The sequence below is a fragment of the Streptomyces verrucosisporus genome, from assembly GCF_017114865.1.
Lineage (GTDB): Bacteria > Actinomycetota > Actinomycetes > Streptomycetales > Streptomycetaceae > Streptomyces > Streptomyces fenghuangensis.
The window spans coordinates 31153-47298 of sequence record NZ_JADEYH010000003.1; the positions used below are offsets into that span (position 1 = coordinate 31153).

Below are 16146 nucleotides of genomic sequence, written 5' to 3' on the forward strand. Positions count from 1 at the left end.
CGGGGCCGCCGGGGCACCCGGCCCCGCGGCCCCCGGCTCCGCCGCCGCGCCCACCGGGCGGCCGGCGTGACGGGCCGCGTCCGCGCCGCGGAGGCGGGCTCCCCGGCGCCGGGCGTGCCGGGTGTGCCGGGGGCCCGGGACGGCGGCGGCCGGGCCGAGGCGCTGCGCGCCCTCGTCGACGGACTGCTGGCGTCCGCCTCCCCCGCCGGTGCGGAGCCGCCCGGGTCCGAGCCGCCCGGCGTCGCCTCACCGCCCGGCACCGCCCTGTCCGGCTCCGTGGAAGGCCCCGGCGCCCTGGAGCCGCTGCTGCGTGCCGCGCTCGCGGCGCTGGAGGAGGGCGCGGCCCGGCGCGGTGGGCCCGTACCGGCGCTCGAGCCCGGCGAGCTGGCCGCGCGCGTCGCCGGGGAGTACGCGGCGGCCCGCGGCGAGGGGGCGCTGCCCCGGCTGACCTCGCTGCTGGCGTACGGCAGCGCCGATCCGGCCGACCCGCTGTGCGCGGCCCATCTGCACTGCCCGCCGCTGGCCGTCGCCGTCGCCGCCGACCTGGCCGTATCCGCCCTCAACCCCTCGCAGGACTCCTGGGACCAGGCGCCGGCCGCCACCACCCTGGAGACGCTGCTGCTGGCGGAGCTGGCCGGGATGGTGGGGTACGGCGAGGAGGCCGCCGGAGTGCTGACCTCCGGCGGCACCGAGTCCAACCTGATGGGCCTGATGCTGGCCCGCGACCGGGTGATGGGGCGCGCGTCGGGGCGGCAGGTCGAGCTGGAGGGCGTACCGCGTACCGGACCGCGCCCCCGCGTGTTCACCTCCGCCGCCGCGCACTTCTCCGTACAGCGCGCCGCCGCCCTGCTGGGTCTGGGCGAGGACGCGGTGGTGCCCGTCGGCATCGACCACGCCCAGCGCATGGACCCCGGCGCGCTGGCCGGCGCCCTGAGGCGGTGCGCCGGGGCCGGCGAGCTGCCCGTCGCCGTCGTCGCCACCGCCGGGACCACCGACACCGGCACGGTCGACCCGCTGCCCGAGTGCGCGCGCCTGGCCGCCGAGTACGGCGCCTGGTTCCACGTGGACGCGGCCTACGGCGGCGGCGCGCTGCTGTCGGACCGCCTGGCCCCGCTGCTGGACGGCGTCGAGCTGGCCGACTCCGTCTCCCTGGACTGGCACAAGCTGGGCTGGCAGCCGGTCGCGGCGGGCGTCTTCCTCGTCCGGCGCGCGCAGACGTACGCCTCACTCGCCCGCCGCGCGGCCTACCTCAACCCGCGCGACGACGAGGAGGCCGGTTACCCCAGCCTGCTCGGCCTGTCGCTGCGCACCACCCGCCGCGCGGACGGCTTCTCCATCGCCGTCACCCTGCGCGCCCTGGGCCGCGAGGGCCTGGGCCGGCTGGTGGACGCCTGCCACGACCTCGCGCTGGCCGGGGCGGAGGCGGTGCGTGCCCATCCCCGGCTGGAGCTGCACGCCGATCCGGTGCTGACGGCGTTCCTCTTCCGCTACGTGCCGCGCGGGCACGGCGGCCCCGGGCGGAGCGGCCCCGGGCGGGCGGACCGGATCAACGCCGCCCTGCGTCGCAGGCTGCTGCGCGAGGGCCGCGCGGTCGTCGGCCGCACCGAGCTGCCGGGCGAGGGGCCGGGCCGGGTGCGGCTGAAGCTCACCCTGCTCAACCCGCACGCGACGCCCTCCGACGTCGAGCGGCTGCTGGAAGCGGTCGCCGAGGCGGGCCTGGCGGAGGAGCGGGCCGATGAGCGGGCCGGGGAACAGGCCGGGGAGGAGTCCCCGTGACCCCGGACCCACTGGGCGGAAACCCGTCCGCGCCCGGCGGCGGCCCGCACGGCCCCGACCCGCTCGACCACTCCGACCCGCGGCGCGCCGCCGGCGCCGCCGCGGCCGAGCGGCTGCTGCGCGCGTACGTCCGGGAGACCGGCACCGAGGTGCCGGCCGCGGGGCAGTCGCTGCACCTGGTGCTGCCGCTGAGCAGGATGACGCTGCGCGTCCCGGTGCGCTACCGGTCCGCGACCGGCTGGCACCGCTTCGGCGAGGTGCGCGTGGTCACCTCCGAGCGGGGCGGCAGCCTGCCGGCCGACATCGCGCTGGCGGCGGCGGGGCTGGTCCGGGAGCACGCGCTGCGGCGCGACCGCTCCCTCCTGGAGGGAGGCGACGCGGTGGCCCGGGTGCTGGACTCGGCCCGCCGTACCGCCGTCCATCTGGCCCGGCGCCGCGCCGAGGCCCCGGGCACGGCCGGCCCGACGCCGTTCCTGGACGCCGAGCAGGCGCTGCTGCTGGGCCATCCCCTCCACCCCGCGCCCAAGAGCCGGGGGGAGGCCTCGGACGCCGAACTGGATTCCTACTCCCCGGAGTTGCGCGGCTCCTTCCCGCTGCACTGGTTCGCCGCGCACCCGGACGCGGTCGTCGGCGAGAGCGCGGACGGCCGCCCCGTCGCCGATCTGCTGCGGTCCCTGGCGGCGGGTGTGGAGGTGCCCGCCGGCACGGTGCCGGTACCCGCCCACCCCTGGCAGGCCCGCGAGGCCGTACGCCGCCCGGAGACCGCCGCGCTGCTGGAGGCCGGGCTGCTGCGCCCGCTGGGGCCGGCCGGTCCCGCCTGGTACCCCACCTCCTCGCTGCGGACGGTGCACCGGCCGGACGCGGAGGCGATGCTGAAGCTGTCGCTCGGCATGCGGATCACCAACTCCCGCCGCAACAACCTCCGCGGCGAGCTGCGGCTGGGGGTGCGGGCCGCGCGGCTGCTGGCCGCCGGATCGCCGGACCGTCCCGGGCCGGGCGGGTGGCTGCGCGCCGAGCACCCGGAGTTCGGCATCCTGCGCGACTTCGCCTGGGTGTCGGTGGGCCGCGGCGAGGGCTCACCGGAAGCGGGGCCGGAGACGGGTCTGGAGACGGCGGTACGCGACAACCCCTTCCGGGGCACCGGAGGCGTGAGCGGGAGCGGCGGCGGAGCCGGCGAGGCGCTGTGCGTGGCCGGTCTGCTGGCCGAGCGCACCGGCCCCGGCGACGGCTCCCCGCCGCCGTACCGCTCCGCGCTGTGCGAGGCCGTGGAGCGGGCCGCCCGCGCTCACGGCGTCTCCACCGCCGAGGCCTCCGAGCGCTGGCTGCTGCGCTATCTCGACGTGCTGGCCGTCCCCCTGATCCGCCTCCACGCCCACCACGGGATCGCGCTGGAGCCGCACCACCAGAACACCCTGGTGGCGCTGGGCGCCGACGGGCTGCCGGTGGCGGGCCGCTACCGCGACAGCCAGGGCTACTACGTCGCCGCCTCCCGCGCCGCCGCGCTGGAACGGCTGGTACCGGGCCTGTACGAGGAGGTGGAGCTGGTCTTCGAGGACTCCTTCGTCGACGAGCGCGTCGCCTACTACCTGGGAATCAGCAACCTGCTGGGCCTGGTGGGCGCGTTCGGCTCGTTCGGCCTGGCCCGCGAGGAGCGTCTGCTGCGCGTGCTGCGCGGCGCGCTGGAGCGGCTGCGCGCCGCCGAGCCCGGCGCCAAGGGCCTGCTGGAGCTGCTGCTGGACGCGCCCACGCTGCGCTGCAAGGCCAACTTCCTCACCTGTGTGGACGGGCTCGACGAGCTGGTCGGCGACGTCCACACCCAGTCCGTCTACACCGACCTTCCCAACCCCCTCGCGGAGGCACAGCGTTGACCGACCACTCCACCCCGCCGCACGGCGTGTACGACCTCGTCGGCGTCGGCATCGGCCCGTTCAACCTCTCCCTGGCCGCGCTCTGCGACGGCGTGCCGGGGCTGGACACCCTCTTCCTGGACCGCCGTCCCGCCTTCTCCTGGCACCCCGGCCTGCTGCTGGAGGGCACCGTCCTGCAGGTGCCCTTCATGGCCGACCTGGTGACGATGGCCGACCCCACCAGCCGCTGGTCGTACCTGAACTACCTGCGCGAGCACGGGCGGCTGTTCCCGTTCTTCTTCTCCGAGCGCTTCCACATCCCGCGCCGCGAGTACGACCACTACTGCCGCTGGGCCGCCGAGCGCCTGCCCTCGTGCCGCTTCGGCGCGGAGGTGACGGCGGTGGAGTGGGACGCCTCGGCCGAGGCGTTCGCCGTCACCCACCGGCCCTCCGGTGCGCCTTCCGGCGGGGACCGGGACGGCGGCCGGGAGGAGCGCGTACTGGCCCGGCGGGTCGTGCTCGGCGTCGGCACCACCCCGGTCGTGCCCGAGCCGCTGCGCCCCCTGCTCGCGCCCGCGCACGCCGGGCGCGTACTGCACAGCGCCGACTACCGCACCCACCGCGCCGCCCTCGCCGGCAGGGACGACGTGACGGTGGTCGGGGCGGGGCAGTCCGGCGCGGAGGTCGTGCTCGACCTGCTGCGGCACCAGGACGGCGAGGGGCGCGGCGGCCCGTACGTGCGCTGGCTGGCGCGCACCCCGGCGTTCGCGCCCATGGAGTACTCCAAGATCGGCCTGGAGCACTTCACCCCGGACTACGTGCGCTACTTCCGCGCCCTGCCCGAGGCCGTCCGCGACCGGCTGGTGCGCGAGCAGTGGCAGCTCTACAAGGGCGTCAGCGAGCAGACCCTCGGCGAGATCCACGACGAGCTGTACGAGCGGACCATCGGCGGCGGCCGGCCGCGAGCCGGCCTCCACCCGGGCGTGGAGATCACCGCCGTGCGCCCCGTGGAGGGCTCCGAAGGCCGCGGCTACGTGCTGGGCTGCCGCCACACCGGGCAGGGCGCGGAGTTCGAGGTGCGCACCTCGGCGGTCGTCGCGGCCACCGGCTACGCGGCCGTGCGCCCGGCCTGCCTGGACCCGCTGGACAAGCTCGTCGACTGGGACGCGCGCGGCCGCTACCGCGTCGGCGGCGACTACCGCGTCGCGCTCGACGAGAGCGTCACCGGCGAGCTGTACGTGCAGAACGCCGAGATGCACACCCACGGCGTGGGCGCGCCCGACCTCACCCTCGGCGCCTGGCGGGCGGCGGTGATCCTCAACTCCGCCGCCGGGCGCACCGTACTGCCCGTGCCCGAACGGGCGGCCTGGACGACCTTCGGCGCGCCCGAACCCGGGGCACGCGAACCCGGGGCACGCGCCGGGGAGGCGGCCCGGTGAGCGCCGTCCCCCGCGACGCCTGGCGGGAGGCCGGGCGCAGACTCCTGGCCAGGGCCGTCGAGGAGTTCGCCTACGAGGAGCTGCTCGTCCCCGAGCCCGATCCCGCCGCCTCCCCCGACACGTACCGGCTGGACCTGGGCGGCGGGGTGTCCTGGACGTTCCGCGCCGCCCGCGGCTCCTTCGGCTCCTGGCGCCTGATCCCCGGCACCCTGCGCCGCCGGCCCGCGCCCGGCGGCGTCGCGGAGGAGCAAGGAGAGGAGGAGGCCGGCCCGGAGCGGCTGCTGCTCGACGCCCGCGAAGTGCTGGGCTGGGACGGCCCCACCACCGCCGAGGTGCTGCGCGAGCTGACCGCGACACGCCGCGCCGAGGCCCACGTCATATCCCGCGACCTGCCCGCCGCCGAGCTGGCCGACCTGGACCACCTGGAGCTGGAGTCCCACCAGGACGGCCACCCCTGCATGCTGCTCAACAAGGGCCGCCTGGGCTTCTCCGCCTCCGACGCCGCCGCCTACGCCCCCGAGGCGGCCGGCGAGGTGCGGCTGCGCTGGGCGGCCGTCCACACCACCCTGGCCTCGTATTCGGGGTATCCGGGCGCACCGGGCCTGGGCGCGGACGCGCTGCTGGAGCAGGAGCTGGACGCGGCCGTGCGCGAACGGTTCACCGCCGCCCTCGCCGAGGCCTGCGCCCAGGGCCCCCACTCCCCGGGCGACTTCGTCTGGCTGCCGGTCCACCCCTTCCACTGGGACGAGGCCGTGGCCACCCTCTTCGCCCCCTACCTCGCCGACGGCCGGATCGTCCCCCTCGGCGAGGGCCCGGACCGCTACCGGCCCCTGCAGTCGATCCGCACCCTCGCCAACCTCGACCACCCCGGCCGCCGCAACGTCAAGGTGCCACTGCTCATCCGCAACACCCTGGTGTGGCGCGGACTTTCCACCGAGCCGACCAAGGCCGCGCCCGACATCAGCGCCTGGCTGCACGCGGTACGCGAGGGCGACCCCTACCTCCGTGACGAGCTGCGCTTCCACCCCCTGGGCGAGGTGGCCTCCGTCGCCGTGCACCACCCGCTGTACGAGTCGGTGACCGACGCCCCCTACCGCTACCACGAGCTGCTGGGCGCGGTGTGGCGCGAACCGGTGACCGCCCTGCTGCGCGACGGCGAGCGGGCCCGCACGATGGCCGCCCTGCTCAAGACCGGCTCGGACGGCAGGGCGCTGGTGGCCGAACTGGTGGAACGTTCCGGCCTGCCCCCGCGCGCCTGGCTGGCCCGCTTCCTGGCCGCCCTGCTGCCGGGGCTGCTGCACTGCCTGTACCGCCACGGCATCGCCTTCTGCCCGCACGGCGAGAACACCGTGGTCATCCACGACGCCTCCGAGGTGCCCGTCGGCATCGCGCTCAAGGACTTCGCCGAGGACGTCAATCTGCTGCCCGGCCGCCGCCCCGAGTACGCCGGTCTGCCGGAGCGCGCCGACGCCGTACTGCTGCGCTGGCCGGCGCACGAGCTGGCGCACTCGCTGCTGAGCGCCGTCTTCGCGGGCCACTTCCGCTTCCTCGCCCCCCTGGTGGAGGAGCATCTGGGCGTCCCCGAGGCGGACTTCTGGTCCCTGGTCCGCGCCGAGACCGTCCGCTACCACGCCCGCTTCCCCGAACTCGCCGACAGGTTCGGGGAGTTCGACCTGCTCGCGCCCTCCTTCAACCGGGTCGCCCTCAACCGGGAGCAGTTGCTGGGCGGCGGTTTCCACGACCGCGCCGAACGTGACGAGGGCTTCGACGTCGTCCACGGCACCGTCCCCAACCCCCTGGCCGACGCGAAGCCCCTCACCGAGCCCGCCCAGCCCGCCGCCTCCACCGAGGAGCCCAGGTGACCGACCCGTACGAGCGGCTGCGCGCCGAGGCCGAGGCGGGACACGTGGAGGAGGTGGTCGTCGCCGTACCCGACCTCCAGGGGCGGCTGATGGGCAGCCGCCTGTCCGTGCCCTACTTCCTGGACGAGGCCGCCCGCGACGGCCTCGGCGCCTGCGTCTACCTGCTCGCCACCGACGTGGAGATGGACACCGGCCCCGGCTACGCCATCGACGCCTGGGACGGCGGCTTCGGCGACTTCGTCCTGCGCCCCGACCCGGCCACCCTGCGCACCGTCCTGCCCTGGGACGAGGGCACCGCCCTCGTACTGGCCGACGCGGTGTGGCCCGCCGGCCCCGGCGCCGGCCCCGAGCACAACCACGAACCCGTCGCCGTCGCCCCCCGCCACGTCCTGCGCACCCAGCTCGACCGGCTGGCCGCCCGCGGCCTGACCGCGTACGCCGGCACCGAGCTGGAGTTCCTGCTGTTCACCGCCTCCTACCGGGAGGCCTGGGAGCGCCGCTACACCGGCCTGCGCCCCGCCGCCCGCTACAACACCGACTACTCTCTCCAGGGCCTGGAGGAGGTCGAGCCGGTCGCCCGCCGCATCCGCCGCGCGATGACGCGCGCCGGGCTGCGGATGGAGACCGCGCGCGGGGAGTGCCACCCGGGCCAGTACGAGATCGTCTTCCGCTACGACGAGGCGATGGCCACCTGCGACAACCACGTCCTGTTCAAGGACGGCGCCAAGCGGATCGCCGCCGCCGAGGGCGCCTCGCTCACCTTCATGCCGAAGTTCGACGAGGGCGAGGGCAACTCCTGCCACATCCACCTCTCCCTGCGCGGCGCCGACGGCACGCCCGTGCTGGCCGACCCGGACGCCGGCGACGGCATGTCGGAGCTGATGCGGCACTTCGTCGCCGGTCAGCTCGCCTGCCTGCCCGAACTGGCCCTGCTGATGGCGCCCAACGTCAACTCCTACAAGCGCCTCCAGCCCGGCGCGTTCGCCCCGACGGGCGTCGCCTGGGGCCGCGACAACCGCACCTGCCCGATACGGGTGGTGGGCTCGGGGCCGTCGCTGCGCATCGAGCACCGCGTCCCCGGCGGCGACGCCAACCCGTACCTGGCCGTCGCCGCCGCCGTCGCCGCCGGGCTGTACGGCATCGACAACCGCCTGCCCCTGCCGCCGGAGCACACCGCCAACGCCCTGGCCGACCCGTCCGTCCCCCGCCTGCCCGCCACCCTCACCGAGGCCCTGCGCCGCTGGGAGAACGGCGGCATCGCGGCCGAACTCTTCGGCAAGGAGACCGTCACCCACTACGCGCGGGCCGCCCGCGCCGAACTCTCCGCCTTCGAACGCGCGGTCACCGACTGGGAGCGCGTCCGCGGCTTCGAGCGCCTGTGAGCCCGTGCGTCCGCACACCGGAGGCTTGACCGCCACGTACTCCCTCGCCGAGGCGCGAGGCAAGCTCGGCGCCCTCGCCCGCCGGGCCGCCCGGCACGAGCGCATCACCCTGACCGACCACGGCGTCCCCGTGGCCGTGCTCGTCTCCCTCTCAGAACTCGAAGACCTGGAGGACGCTCTCGCCATCGCCCGCCTGGAGCGTGACCTTTCCCTCGGCCGCACCGGGGCGCCGCTCCCCCACGATGAGGCGCGCCGCATCCTCCGCGCCGAACACGTCGACCGGTAGCTCACGACCGGAGCCGGGCCCGCCAGGGGCGGGTGACGGCCTGGGTGTAGGCGCGGTGAGTGGGGTGGTGGGCGGCGTGGCGGAGCTGCCAGTCCAGGGCGGTGCCGAACTCCACGCCGGTGTGCGACGCGGCGCCGCACACCTCGCAGCTCATGCGGTACGTGGCCGGGGGCGCGTCGGGAGCGGTGTCCGGTTCGCCGGTCCAGCCCGCCGTGTCCGGCTCGGCGCGCAGGCGGCGGAACATCACGGGACGCCGCCTCCCGGCCCCTGTCCCGGCCCTCGCCCTGGCACGGGGTCCTGGGGCACGGGCCGCAGGGAGATCTCCCACAGGCACTCGGCGCCCGTGTGGCTGTAGACCACCGCCCGCCCGGCGCGCAGCAGCCGGTGGGTGCGGTCGGCCGCCGCCTCGTGCCCCCAGGCCAGGAACCGGGCGGCGGCCTCGGGGTCGTCGGGGCCCAGGCTCGCCGCGATCCGCACCGCGCGCTCCCCCGCCCACCACTGGACCTCCCCGGCGTGCGCCGAGAAGCAGTCCCCGAGGTGGAACATGCGCGGCCGGGGCGTACGCAGGTAGGCGACGGCCTCGGCCCGGTACGCGGCGGGCCACCGGCCGCTCATCCGCCCTCCTCCGCAGGTGAGTCGAGCAGCACGGTGAACCACACCCACTTGCCGCCGGGCACGCAGGTGTAGCCCAGGGCATCGGCCGTCTCCCGCAGCAGCCACAGCCCGCGCCCGCGTTCGGCGTCCCAGTCCGGCACCTGTACGGCGGGGGCCCGGCGGGAGCGGTCGTACAGCCGGACCAGGGCCGTGCCCCGGCCCTGCCGCACCTCCAGCCGGCACCGCCGGTCGGCCACGTGCCGCCACACGTTCGACAGCAGCTCCGAGATCCCCAGCCGCGCCGTCTCCACCGCCGCCCGGTCCCCGCCCATCGCCCGCACCGCCGCCGCGACCTCGCGCCGCCACACCTCGATCTCCCGCGCCTCGACGGTTATCTCCCAGGCATGGATGTGGTTGTCCGCGATGTTCCGCTCCACGACAGCCATAGGGGGCTCCAACCATCGGTAATCGTTCCGGCACCGATGGCTATCGGCCAACCCCGGCATATCCACCGTCATTTACCTGCCACAACCGACACACTCCTCCGACGTCGGAGAATGTCGGTTATGGCAGGTGAAGAACCTTGAACGAGGCCTTGCGGCATGCTGTCTCGGAGTCCGGTATGACTTCCTACCAATTGGCGCGCGCCTGTGGAGTCGAAGGCCGAACAGTCGATCGGTGGTTGTATGAAGGACGGGTACCCCGCCCCGGTACCCGCGCAGTTGTCGCCGACCGACTGGGAGTTGAGGAAAGCGTGCTGTGGCCCAACGTCGTGAAGGCCGTCATGAAGACCGGCCCCGACCGCGAGGTCGTCTCGGTCTACCCGTACCGCTCGGCCTGCCCGTCGTCCGTCTGGCGCTCACTGATCACGGACGCCCGCGAGGAGTTGACGTTCGCCGGGTACACCAACTACTTCCTCTGGCTCGACCACCCGAACCTCGCCACCGTGCTCAGGAAGAAGGCCCGCGCCGGTGTCGCGGTGCGGTTCCTGCTGGGCGAGCCCGACTCAGTGACGACCCGGCGCCGCGAAACGGTGGAGCAGACCGCACTGACCGTCTCCACCCGCATCCGCATCACGCTGGAGCACCTGGAACGGCTCGGGGACACCGAGAACATCGAGGCCCGCTACAGCCGTCACGAGGGCCACATCAGCCTGTCGGTGTTCCGCTTCGACGACCAGATGCTCGTCACCCCCCACCTGTCCAACCTGGTCGGCCACGACTCGCCCATGCTCCATCTGCGGAGGCTGCAGGACGACGGCATGTTCGACCGTTTCGCCTCGCATGCAGAGGCGCTGTGGAAGGAAGGGGCTCTGATCAACGGATGACTGCGGACAGCGTTCGGCACGACCTGCCGATCGAGCAGTGGCGGAAGTCCAGTTACTCCAACGGCGGCACGGGCAACTGCGTGGAGGTGGCGGAGATACCCGGCGCCGCCGGCATCGCCGTACGCGACTCCAAGAACCTGGGCGTCCCCCCGGCCCGCGTCTCCCGCCCCGCCTGGGCGGCGTTCCTCTCGGCGGTGGCGCGGGGCACGGCCCTCACCAGCTAAAGGGCAAGCGAACCCCGGAAAGAGCGCTGTCGGAGGCTCGGCACGGCCCCGGAGGGGTCGTCACCACCGTCGGCGCACGATCGCCTTGCCGCCGGTCACCAGGCTCGCCGGCGGAACGTCGTCGGCCACGACCGCGCCGGCGGCGACCACGGCGTCACGGCCGATGCTGACGCCGGGCAGGATCGTGGCACCGGCGCCGATCCACACGTTCTCCGCGACGTCGATGGGCGCACCGGTGAGGTACAGCTTGCGCTCCCCGGGATCGACCGGGTGGCCGCTGGTGATGAACGTGGCCTTCGGGCCGATCATCACGCGCTCGCCGAGCCGGATGCCGGCGTAGTCCAGGAACGTGCAGTTCTGGTTGATGAACACGCGCTCGGCGAGGTCGAGGTTGAGGCCGTGGTCCGTGTAGAAGGGCGGGTAGATCGTGACTCTCGGCGGCAGCGGCTTGCCGAGGATCCGCTCGAACAGTTTCGCCTTGCCGGCCTCGTCCTCGAAAGGTAAGGCGTTCAGGCGGGAGGTGAGCTCGGTGACCCGCAGGACCCTCTCGGCCATGGCCTGGAACTCGGCGCTGTGGATGCGCATCAGACGATCGCCGGACATGCCACGACCCCTTCTGGTGTAGCGGTGACCGGGACCCATCGGGTGATCCTTTTCAAAGGGTGCCCACGGGGACGAGAACGAGAGGCGTCCATGATCGCCTCGTGGCGAACAGCCCGGCCTCCTCGCGGCGGCACTCTATGCGACGACCGACGACCTGCCGAGGAAACGCCCGGATCCGGCACCGTGGCGACGGTGCGGGACACGGCGGCGTGGGGACGGAGCCCGGCACCGCGGGCGGAACCTTCACAACGCGGGGTGTGTGCGTCGACGGCGGGCAGGGCTCCGCGGTCACCGCCCGCTCTCCGCGGCGGTCCCTCCCGACGTCCTGTGCGGCATCAGCACCACCCCGCCGATCAGTGACACCACGGCGGTGAGGACGAGCAGCGTCCCCAGCCCCAGGCCGGGGATCACCGCGCCGGCGAGGGCCGGCGCCGCGACCGAGCTGACGGCCCCCACGACCAGGCAGCCGGAGAACGCCGCGCTCGCGCGGCCGGGCACCAGTTCGGCGGTCCAGACCGCCAGCACCGCCGACCCGGTCATGTACCCCGCGCCGAAGACGCACGCCGAGACCGCCGTCGCGGCCGGGGAGTCGCCGGCCAGCCCGAGGAGGGCCAGCGCGGCGGCCACCGTCACCAGGCACAGCGCCGCGACCCTGGGGCTGCCCAGTCGCCGCGCGACGGCCCCGGTCGCCACACCCACCATGCCGGTGGTGCCGATGGCCGCGTAGAGCGCCGGGACGGCTGCATCCGGGAGGTCCCGGGAGACGATGTCCGCGGCGTAGGTGAAGTAGATGATGATGACCGCGAAGTAGACGGCGGAGTAGGCGGCCGGAACCCCCAGCGCCCTCGCGAGCGAGGAGGCCCCGTTCCGTCCGTCCGGGCGGGGGACCGGCCCGGTTCGCGGCGTCAGGCGGAGGTTCACCGCGGCGGCGGCCACGGCGGCGAGGGCGATGCCGCCCCAGACCAGGCGCCACGACCCCAGTGCGGCCAGGGCGGCCAGGCCGCCCAGCACCACCAGTCCGCCGCTGGTGCCGGTCGTGATGATGGCCAGCGCTCTGGGCCGCTGCCGCGGGGACACCATGCGCGTCACGATGTCGGAGTAGGGCGCCCAGACCCAGCCGCCCGCGCTGCCGGCCAGGACGGCGCCGACGGCGAGCAGCCAGGGGGACTGGGCGAAGGTCACGGTCACCGCGCCCGCCGCGCCGCAGGCCCCGCCCACGGTCGTCGGCGCACGTGAGCCTCGGCGGGCGGTGAGCGGTCCCGCGAGCACCAGGCCGGCCAGGTAGCCGGCGAACGTGGCGCTGGCGACGAGGCCGAGTACGAGTTCGGAGAGTTCCAGGTCCTGCCGGATGTCGGGCAGCGTCAGACCGTAGGCGTACCGGGCCATGCCGAAGGCGACCCCGACGACCGCCGCTCCTGCCAGGCCGATCCGGTTGCCCGTGGAGAGCGTCACGACTGCCCTCTCTGTCCTGTTGCCCTGTGGTGTCCACCGGAGCCGCTGCCCGACGCGGCGGAAGGGACGGAGGAGATCCGGCCGTACCGTTCGCCCCGGTTTGAGGTTACATCGACGGATCACCGGTGCTGAGGGCACAGGAGCAGGCGGGCGGTCCGTGCTCACCTTCCCGGTCGGTAGCCGTCGTAGTCGTTCCATCCGGCGGTCCGGTCCAGTTCCTCCCAGGTGGGCCAGACCGCGCCCGTCGCCCGGCGGACGAGTTCGCCGGGCAGGCCGAACGGCGGGGCCTTGTGCGGTTTGGCGAGGGCCTGGCCGACGATCGTGTCGTGGAGGACGGCCGCCGCGTGCAGACGGGGCAGCGCGGCGTGGACGCGTTCGGCGTGGCCGGGCGGGAGGACGTGCGGGTCGTCGATGCCGAGGTCCAGGGCGGCCCCCACCGTCACCAGGGCGATCTCCGGGCGCTTGCGCATCGCGAGGTCGTGGTGGAGGTGGAGGGCGATCGCGTCCCAGACGACCTCGACCCGGTCGGCGGGCATCCCGCGCTCGGTGAGGAAGCGGGCGGCCAGGTCGGCGCCGTCGAGGTCGAAGGACTGGTCGCCGTCGCCCTCCGGGGTGAGCCCGGCATCGTGCAGGACGCAGCCCAGGAACAGCAGTTCGTCGTCGTAGTCGCGGCCGGGCAGCAGGCCGCGCCGCTCGCCGGAGGCGCGCCCGTGGAGGTAGGTCCTCAAGCTGTGGTTGAAGATCGCCGGATGCTCGGTCCGCTTCGCGTGGTGGAGGGCCTCCAGCGCAAGCTCGGTGCGTGGCAGGGGCAGTTCCTCGTGAAGGTCCGTCATGTCATCTCTCCTGGATGCCGGATGTCGGGAGCGGGGCGGGGGTCTTGCGGAGGCGGCGCAGGGCGAGTAGTCCGCCGACGCCGGGGACGAGGGCGTACCACCGTGCACCAGTGTCGGCTGCGGTCGTGGCCTGCCAGGCGGCGGCGATGACGACCAGGTACGCGGTGCCGTGCAGCGGGCCGGTGAGCGAGGTGACCGGCCGCGCGTGGACGGTGAGCAGGTTGGCGAGCAGCACGGCCAGGGTGGCGGCCTCGGCACCGGCGGCGATCCGCAGGGTGCGCACGGCTCTCACACCCCCGTGGTGGAGCCGGGGCGGACGATCATCAGGACGACGACGACCGCCCACAGCAGGTTGAAGGCGCCGGTGAGCATGGACAGCCGGGCCGCCGCCGAGCGCGCCTTCCCGTCGTCCGCCGCCGTACGCGCCCCCGCGCCGTCCGCCGGCCGGAGCATCCGCCGCTGGCCGGGGACGATCGCCAGGACCAGGACGGCCGCGGCGATCGCGGTCAGGACGAGCGAGGCGATGAGCCAGGCGTCGGTGAGGACGCCGAGTCGCGCGCCCGTGGCGATCCCGAAGACCGGTACGGCGATGCCGGCGACGGCGTAGCCCCGGCAGATCCGGTGCAGGAACGCGGCGATCCACTCGTCCCGTCCCCGCCCCGGCTCCCCGGGCGCGGCGGCCGGAACGGCGATCGGCGCGGCGGCCTGCCGTGCGTGGCGCGGGAAGAGGGAGGCGGCGACGGTGATCGGCCCGATCACCACGATCGCCGCCAGGACGTGGACGGACAGCAGCACCTTGGTCACCGCGGTCTCCTCACCCCGATGATGGATATATTGGCTGCCAATATATAGCACGGCTATATGTCCGCTGTGTAGGCTGCCTACTCATGAAGGCCGACGCCGTACGCGGACATCTGGACGGACTGCTGCTGGCCGTGCTGGAGCCGGGACCGCTGCACGGGTACGCGATCATCACCGCCGTACAGCGGCGCAGCGCGGGCGCGCTCGAACTGCGCACCGGCACGGTCTACCCCGCGCTGAACCGCCTGGAGCGCACCGGACTGCTGCGCAGCAGCTGGGACTCCACCGGCGAGCGGAAGCGGCGCCGCTACGAACTCACCGACGCCGGGCGGCGCGCCCTGGCCGAGGAGCGGTCGGCCTGGCAGGCCTTCACGGCGGCGATCGGCTCCGTCCTGGACCCCGCCCCGCACCCCGGGCACGCCGGATGAGCGGCCCCGGACGGCGGACCGGCCCCACCGGGACGTACGCCGACGAGTACGCCGACGAGTACGCCGAGGTCCTGGCGTCCGCCCTGCGCGGCCCGGCCCGCGCAAGGGCCCGGCTGGTGGCGGAGATGCGCGAAGGCCTCGCCGAGACGGTGACCGCGTACACGGGCGAAGGGCTGCCCCACGATCTCGCCGTCCGGCGGGCCGTGCGGGAGTTCGGCACCGTGGCGGAGGTGGCGCCGTCCTGCCAGCGGGAGCTGACCGTCGCCCAGGTCCGTCACACCGCCCGGGCCGTCACCCTCGCCGCCCCGCTGCTGACCGTCTGCTGGTACCTGTTCCTGGCCACCGGGCACGGCGGTCAACTACCCATGGCCACCCGCATGCTGGCGTTCCCCCTGGCCGGATTCGCGGCCGTCGCCGCACTGCTCGCGGCGACCGTGCTGGCCGCCACCGGCCCCCTCGCCCGGCGGCTGCCCACACCGCACCGGCTTCCCCGGGCGACCGCCTGGGCCGGCACGACGGCCGGCGTCTGCCTGGGCGTGTCCGCGCTCACCCTCGCCGCGTCCTCCCCCCTGTCGGAAAACTGGCCGGTGGTCGCGCTCGCGGGCGCCCTCGCCGCCGTGCTCCACACCGTGGTGGCGTCCTCCGCCCGCGCCTGCCGTGACTGCGCCCGCGCATAGCCGCCCACCCCGGCGGCGTTCGCAAACCCGTTCCCCCGATGCCCCTTTCGCGCTGTTCGCCGCCAAAAGCGAGAAGTCGACACATCTCCTTCCCAGACTTGGAGGAGCGGGCCGCCCGGCCCGTGCGCACCACACCGACCGCAAGCGACCGCAAGGGGGAAACATGACCGGGACGACCGGGACGACCGGGACGGCCGGGACGGCGAGGAGAGTCGCACGTACGGCCGCCGTGCTCGGCGGCGCGATCCTGCTGGCCCTGACCACCGCCACATCCGCGTCGGCGACCGTGACGCGCTACCACGGCAGCGACGCCGCCCAGGCGACCGCCTACTCGATGCGCGCCTACGACGGCGAGCGCGACGGCAACGGCGTCTACGCCGACGCCTACCTGGCCAACGGCGCCCACGTCTCCCAGTGGGACGGCAGCGGCGCGGACGGGAGGTGGGGCCCGTGGGCGAGCTACAGCTCACGCATCAAGCAGTTCCGGGTCTGCGAGGACCACAAGGGCTGCTCCAGCTGGGCCTACTGGCCCAGCTGACCGGCACACCCCGGCACCCGCGCACCACGGCCCGCCCCACCCGGGGCGGGCCGCTCACGTCTTCCCGCTCCCGCCCG

Annotated in this window: 19 protein-coding genes; 11 read left to right on the forward strand and 8 right to left on the reverse strand. The window is 74.8% G+C overall.

The features are described from left to right. Positions 1-276 precede the first annotated feature (276 nt). From IQ279_RS05805 to IQ279_RS05830, 6 genes are read left to right on the forward strand one after another with little or no spacing between them, the layout of a single operon-like run. Positions 277-1776: a pyridoxal phosphate-dependent decarboxylase family protein gene (locus IQ279_RS05805; RefSeq protein ID WP_443742652.1), complete on the forward strand. Its 1500-nt coding sequence runs from the start codon at positions 277-279 to the stop codon at positions 1774-1776. Further along, positions 1773-3644 carry an IucA/IucC family protein gene (locus tag IQ279_RS05810; RefSeq protein WP_307792234.1) on the forward strand — a complete coding sequence of 624 codons (1872 nt, stop codon included), beginning with the start codon at positions 1773-1775 and terminating at the stop codon, positions 3642-3644. The genes IQ279_RS05805 and IQ279_RS05810 overlap by 4 nt, the downstream gene beginning before the upstream one ends. After that, entirely contained in the window at positions 3641-5062 is a 1422-nt protein-coding gene (locus IQ279_RS05815; RefSeq protein ID WP_206347242.1) for a lysine N(6)-hydroxylase/L-ornithine N(5)-oxygenase family protein, read from the forward strand. The genes IQ279_RS05810 and IQ279_RS05815 overlap by 4 nt, the downstream gene beginning before the upstream one ends. Then, positions 5059-6924 (forward strand): IucA/IucC family protein, encoded by a 1866-nt coding sequence (locus IQ279_RS05820; protein WP_206347243.1) that lies wholly within the window; start codon positions 5059-5061, stop codon positions 6922-6924. Before IQ279_RS05815 ends, IQ279_RS05820 begins: the two co-directional genes overlap by 4 nt. Further along, a complete protein-coding gene (locus IQ279_RS05825) occupies positions 6921-8306 on the forward strand; it encodes a glutamine synthetase family protein (RefSeq protein WP_307792235.1) in 1386 nt (461 codons plus the stop codon). Before IQ279_RS05820 ends, IQ279_RS05825 begins: the two co-directional genes overlap by 4 nt. A gap of 25 nt (positions 8307-8331) precedes the next feature. After that, complete coding sequence (locus IQ279_RS05830; protein WP_206347244.1) at positions 8332-8592, forward strand: type II toxin-antitoxin system prevent-host-death family antitoxin; 261 nt, start codon at positions 8332-8334, stop codon at positions 8590-8592. 1 nt (position 8593) lies between these two features. Here the strand turns inward: IQ279_RS05830 and IQ279_RS05835 are convergent, their stop codons facing one another. From IQ279_RS05835 to IQ279_RS05845, 3 genes are read right to left on the reverse strand one after another with little or no spacing between them, the layout of a single operon-like run. Next, positions 8594-8836 (reverse strand): DUF7848 domain-containing protein, encoded by a 243-nt coding sequence (locus IQ279_RS05835; RefSeq protein ID WP_206347477.1) that lies wholly within the window; start codon positions 8834-8836, stop codon positions 8594-8596. After that, positions 8836-9207: a hypothetical protein gene (locus tag IQ279_RS05840; RefSeq protein ID WP_206347245.1), complete on the reverse strand. Its 372-nt coding sequence runs from the start codon at positions 9205-9207 to the stop codon at positions 8836-8838. Before IQ279_RS05840 ends, IQ279_RS05835 begins: the two co-directional genes overlap by 1 nt. Beyond that, a complete protein-coding gene (locus IQ279_RS05845; protein ID WP_206347246.1) occupies positions 9204-9632 on the reverse strand; it encodes an ATP-binding protein in 429 nt (142 codons plus the stop codon). The genes IQ279_RS05840 and IQ279_RS05845 overlap by 4 nt, the downstream gene beginning before the upstream one ends. A 308-nt stretch (positions 9633-9940) precedes the next feature. On the opposite strand from IQ279_RS05845, the gene IQ279_RS05850 reads away from it, so the two are divergent. Beyond that, positions 9941-10513: a hypothetical protein gene (locus tag IQ279_RS05850; protein WP_307792236.1), complete on the forward strand. Its 573-nt coding sequence runs from the start codon at positions 9941-9943 to the stop codon at positions 10511-10513. Beyond that, positions 10510-10737, forward strand: a complete 228-nt coding sequence (locus tag IQ279_RS05855; protein ID WP_206347248.1) for a DUF397 domain-containing protein — start codon at positions 10510-10512, stop codon at positions 10735-10737. Before IQ279_RS05850 ends, IQ279_RS05855 begins: the two co-directional genes overlap by 4 nt. A gap of 60 nt (positions 10738-10797) precedes the next feature. Here the strand turns inward: IQ279_RS05855 and IQ279_RS05860 are convergent, their stop codons facing one another. The 5 genes from IQ279_RS05860 to IQ279_RS05880 all read right to left on the reverse strand — a co-directional run bounded on the left by IQ279_RS05860 (position 10798) and on the right by IQ279_RS05880 (position 14429). Beyond that, positions 10798-11340, reverse strand: coding sequence for a DapH/DapD/GlmU-related protein (locus IQ279_RS05860; protein WP_206347249.1), 543 nt, complete (start codon positions 11338-11340; stop codon positions 10798-10800). A 288-nt stretch (positions 11341-11628) separates the two neighbouring features. Continuing rightward, entirely contained in the window at positions 11629-12792 is a 1164-nt protein-coding gene (locus IQ279_RS05865) for an MFS transporter (RefSeq protein WP_206347250.1), read from the reverse strand. A 161-nt stretch (positions 12793-12953) separates the two neighbouring features. Further along, positions 12954-13625, reverse strand: a complete 672-nt coding sequence (locus IQ279_RS05870; protein WP_206347251.1) for an HD domain-containing protein — start codon at positions 13623-13625, stop codon at positions 12954-12956. A gap of 1 nt (position 13626) precedes the next feature. After that, entirely contained in the window at positions 13627-13917 is a 291-nt protein-coding gene (locus IQ279_RS05875; protein WP_372445077.1) for a hypothetical protein, read from the reverse strand. After that, positions 13914-14429, reverse strand: a complete 516-nt coding sequence (locus IQ279_RS05880; RefSeq protein ID WP_206347252.1) for a DUF2269 family protein — start codon at positions 14427-14429, stop codon at positions 13914-13916. The genes IQ279_RS05875 and IQ279_RS05880 overlap by 4 nt, the downstream gene beginning before the upstream one ends. 83 nt (positions 14430-14512) lie before the next feature. On the opposite strand from IQ279_RS05880, the gene IQ279_RS05885 reads away from it, so the two are divergent. The 3 genes from IQ279_RS05885 to IQ279_RS05895 all read left to right on the forward strand — a co-directional run bounded on the left by IQ279_RS05885 (position 14513) and on the right by IQ279_RS05895 (position 16069). Continuing rightward, positions 14513-14854: a PadR family transcriptional regulator gene (locus tag IQ279_RS05885; RefSeq protein ID WP_206347253.1), complete on the forward strand. Its 342-nt coding sequence runs from the start codon at positions 14513-14515 to the stop codon at positions 14852-14854. Then, entirely contained in the window at positions 14851-15531 is a 681-nt protein-coding gene (locus tag IQ279_RS05890; RefSeq protein WP_206347254.1) for a permease prefix domain 1-containing protein, read from the forward strand. The genes IQ279_RS05885 and IQ279_RS05890 overlap by 4 nt, the downstream gene beginning before the upstream one ends. Before the next feature lie 163 nt (positions 15532-15694). Beyond that, entirely contained in the window at positions 15695-16069 is a 375-nt protein-coding gene (locus IQ279_RS05895) for a hypothetical protein (RefSeq protein ID WP_206347255.1), read from the forward strand. Positions 16070-16146: the final 77 nt, after the last annotated feature.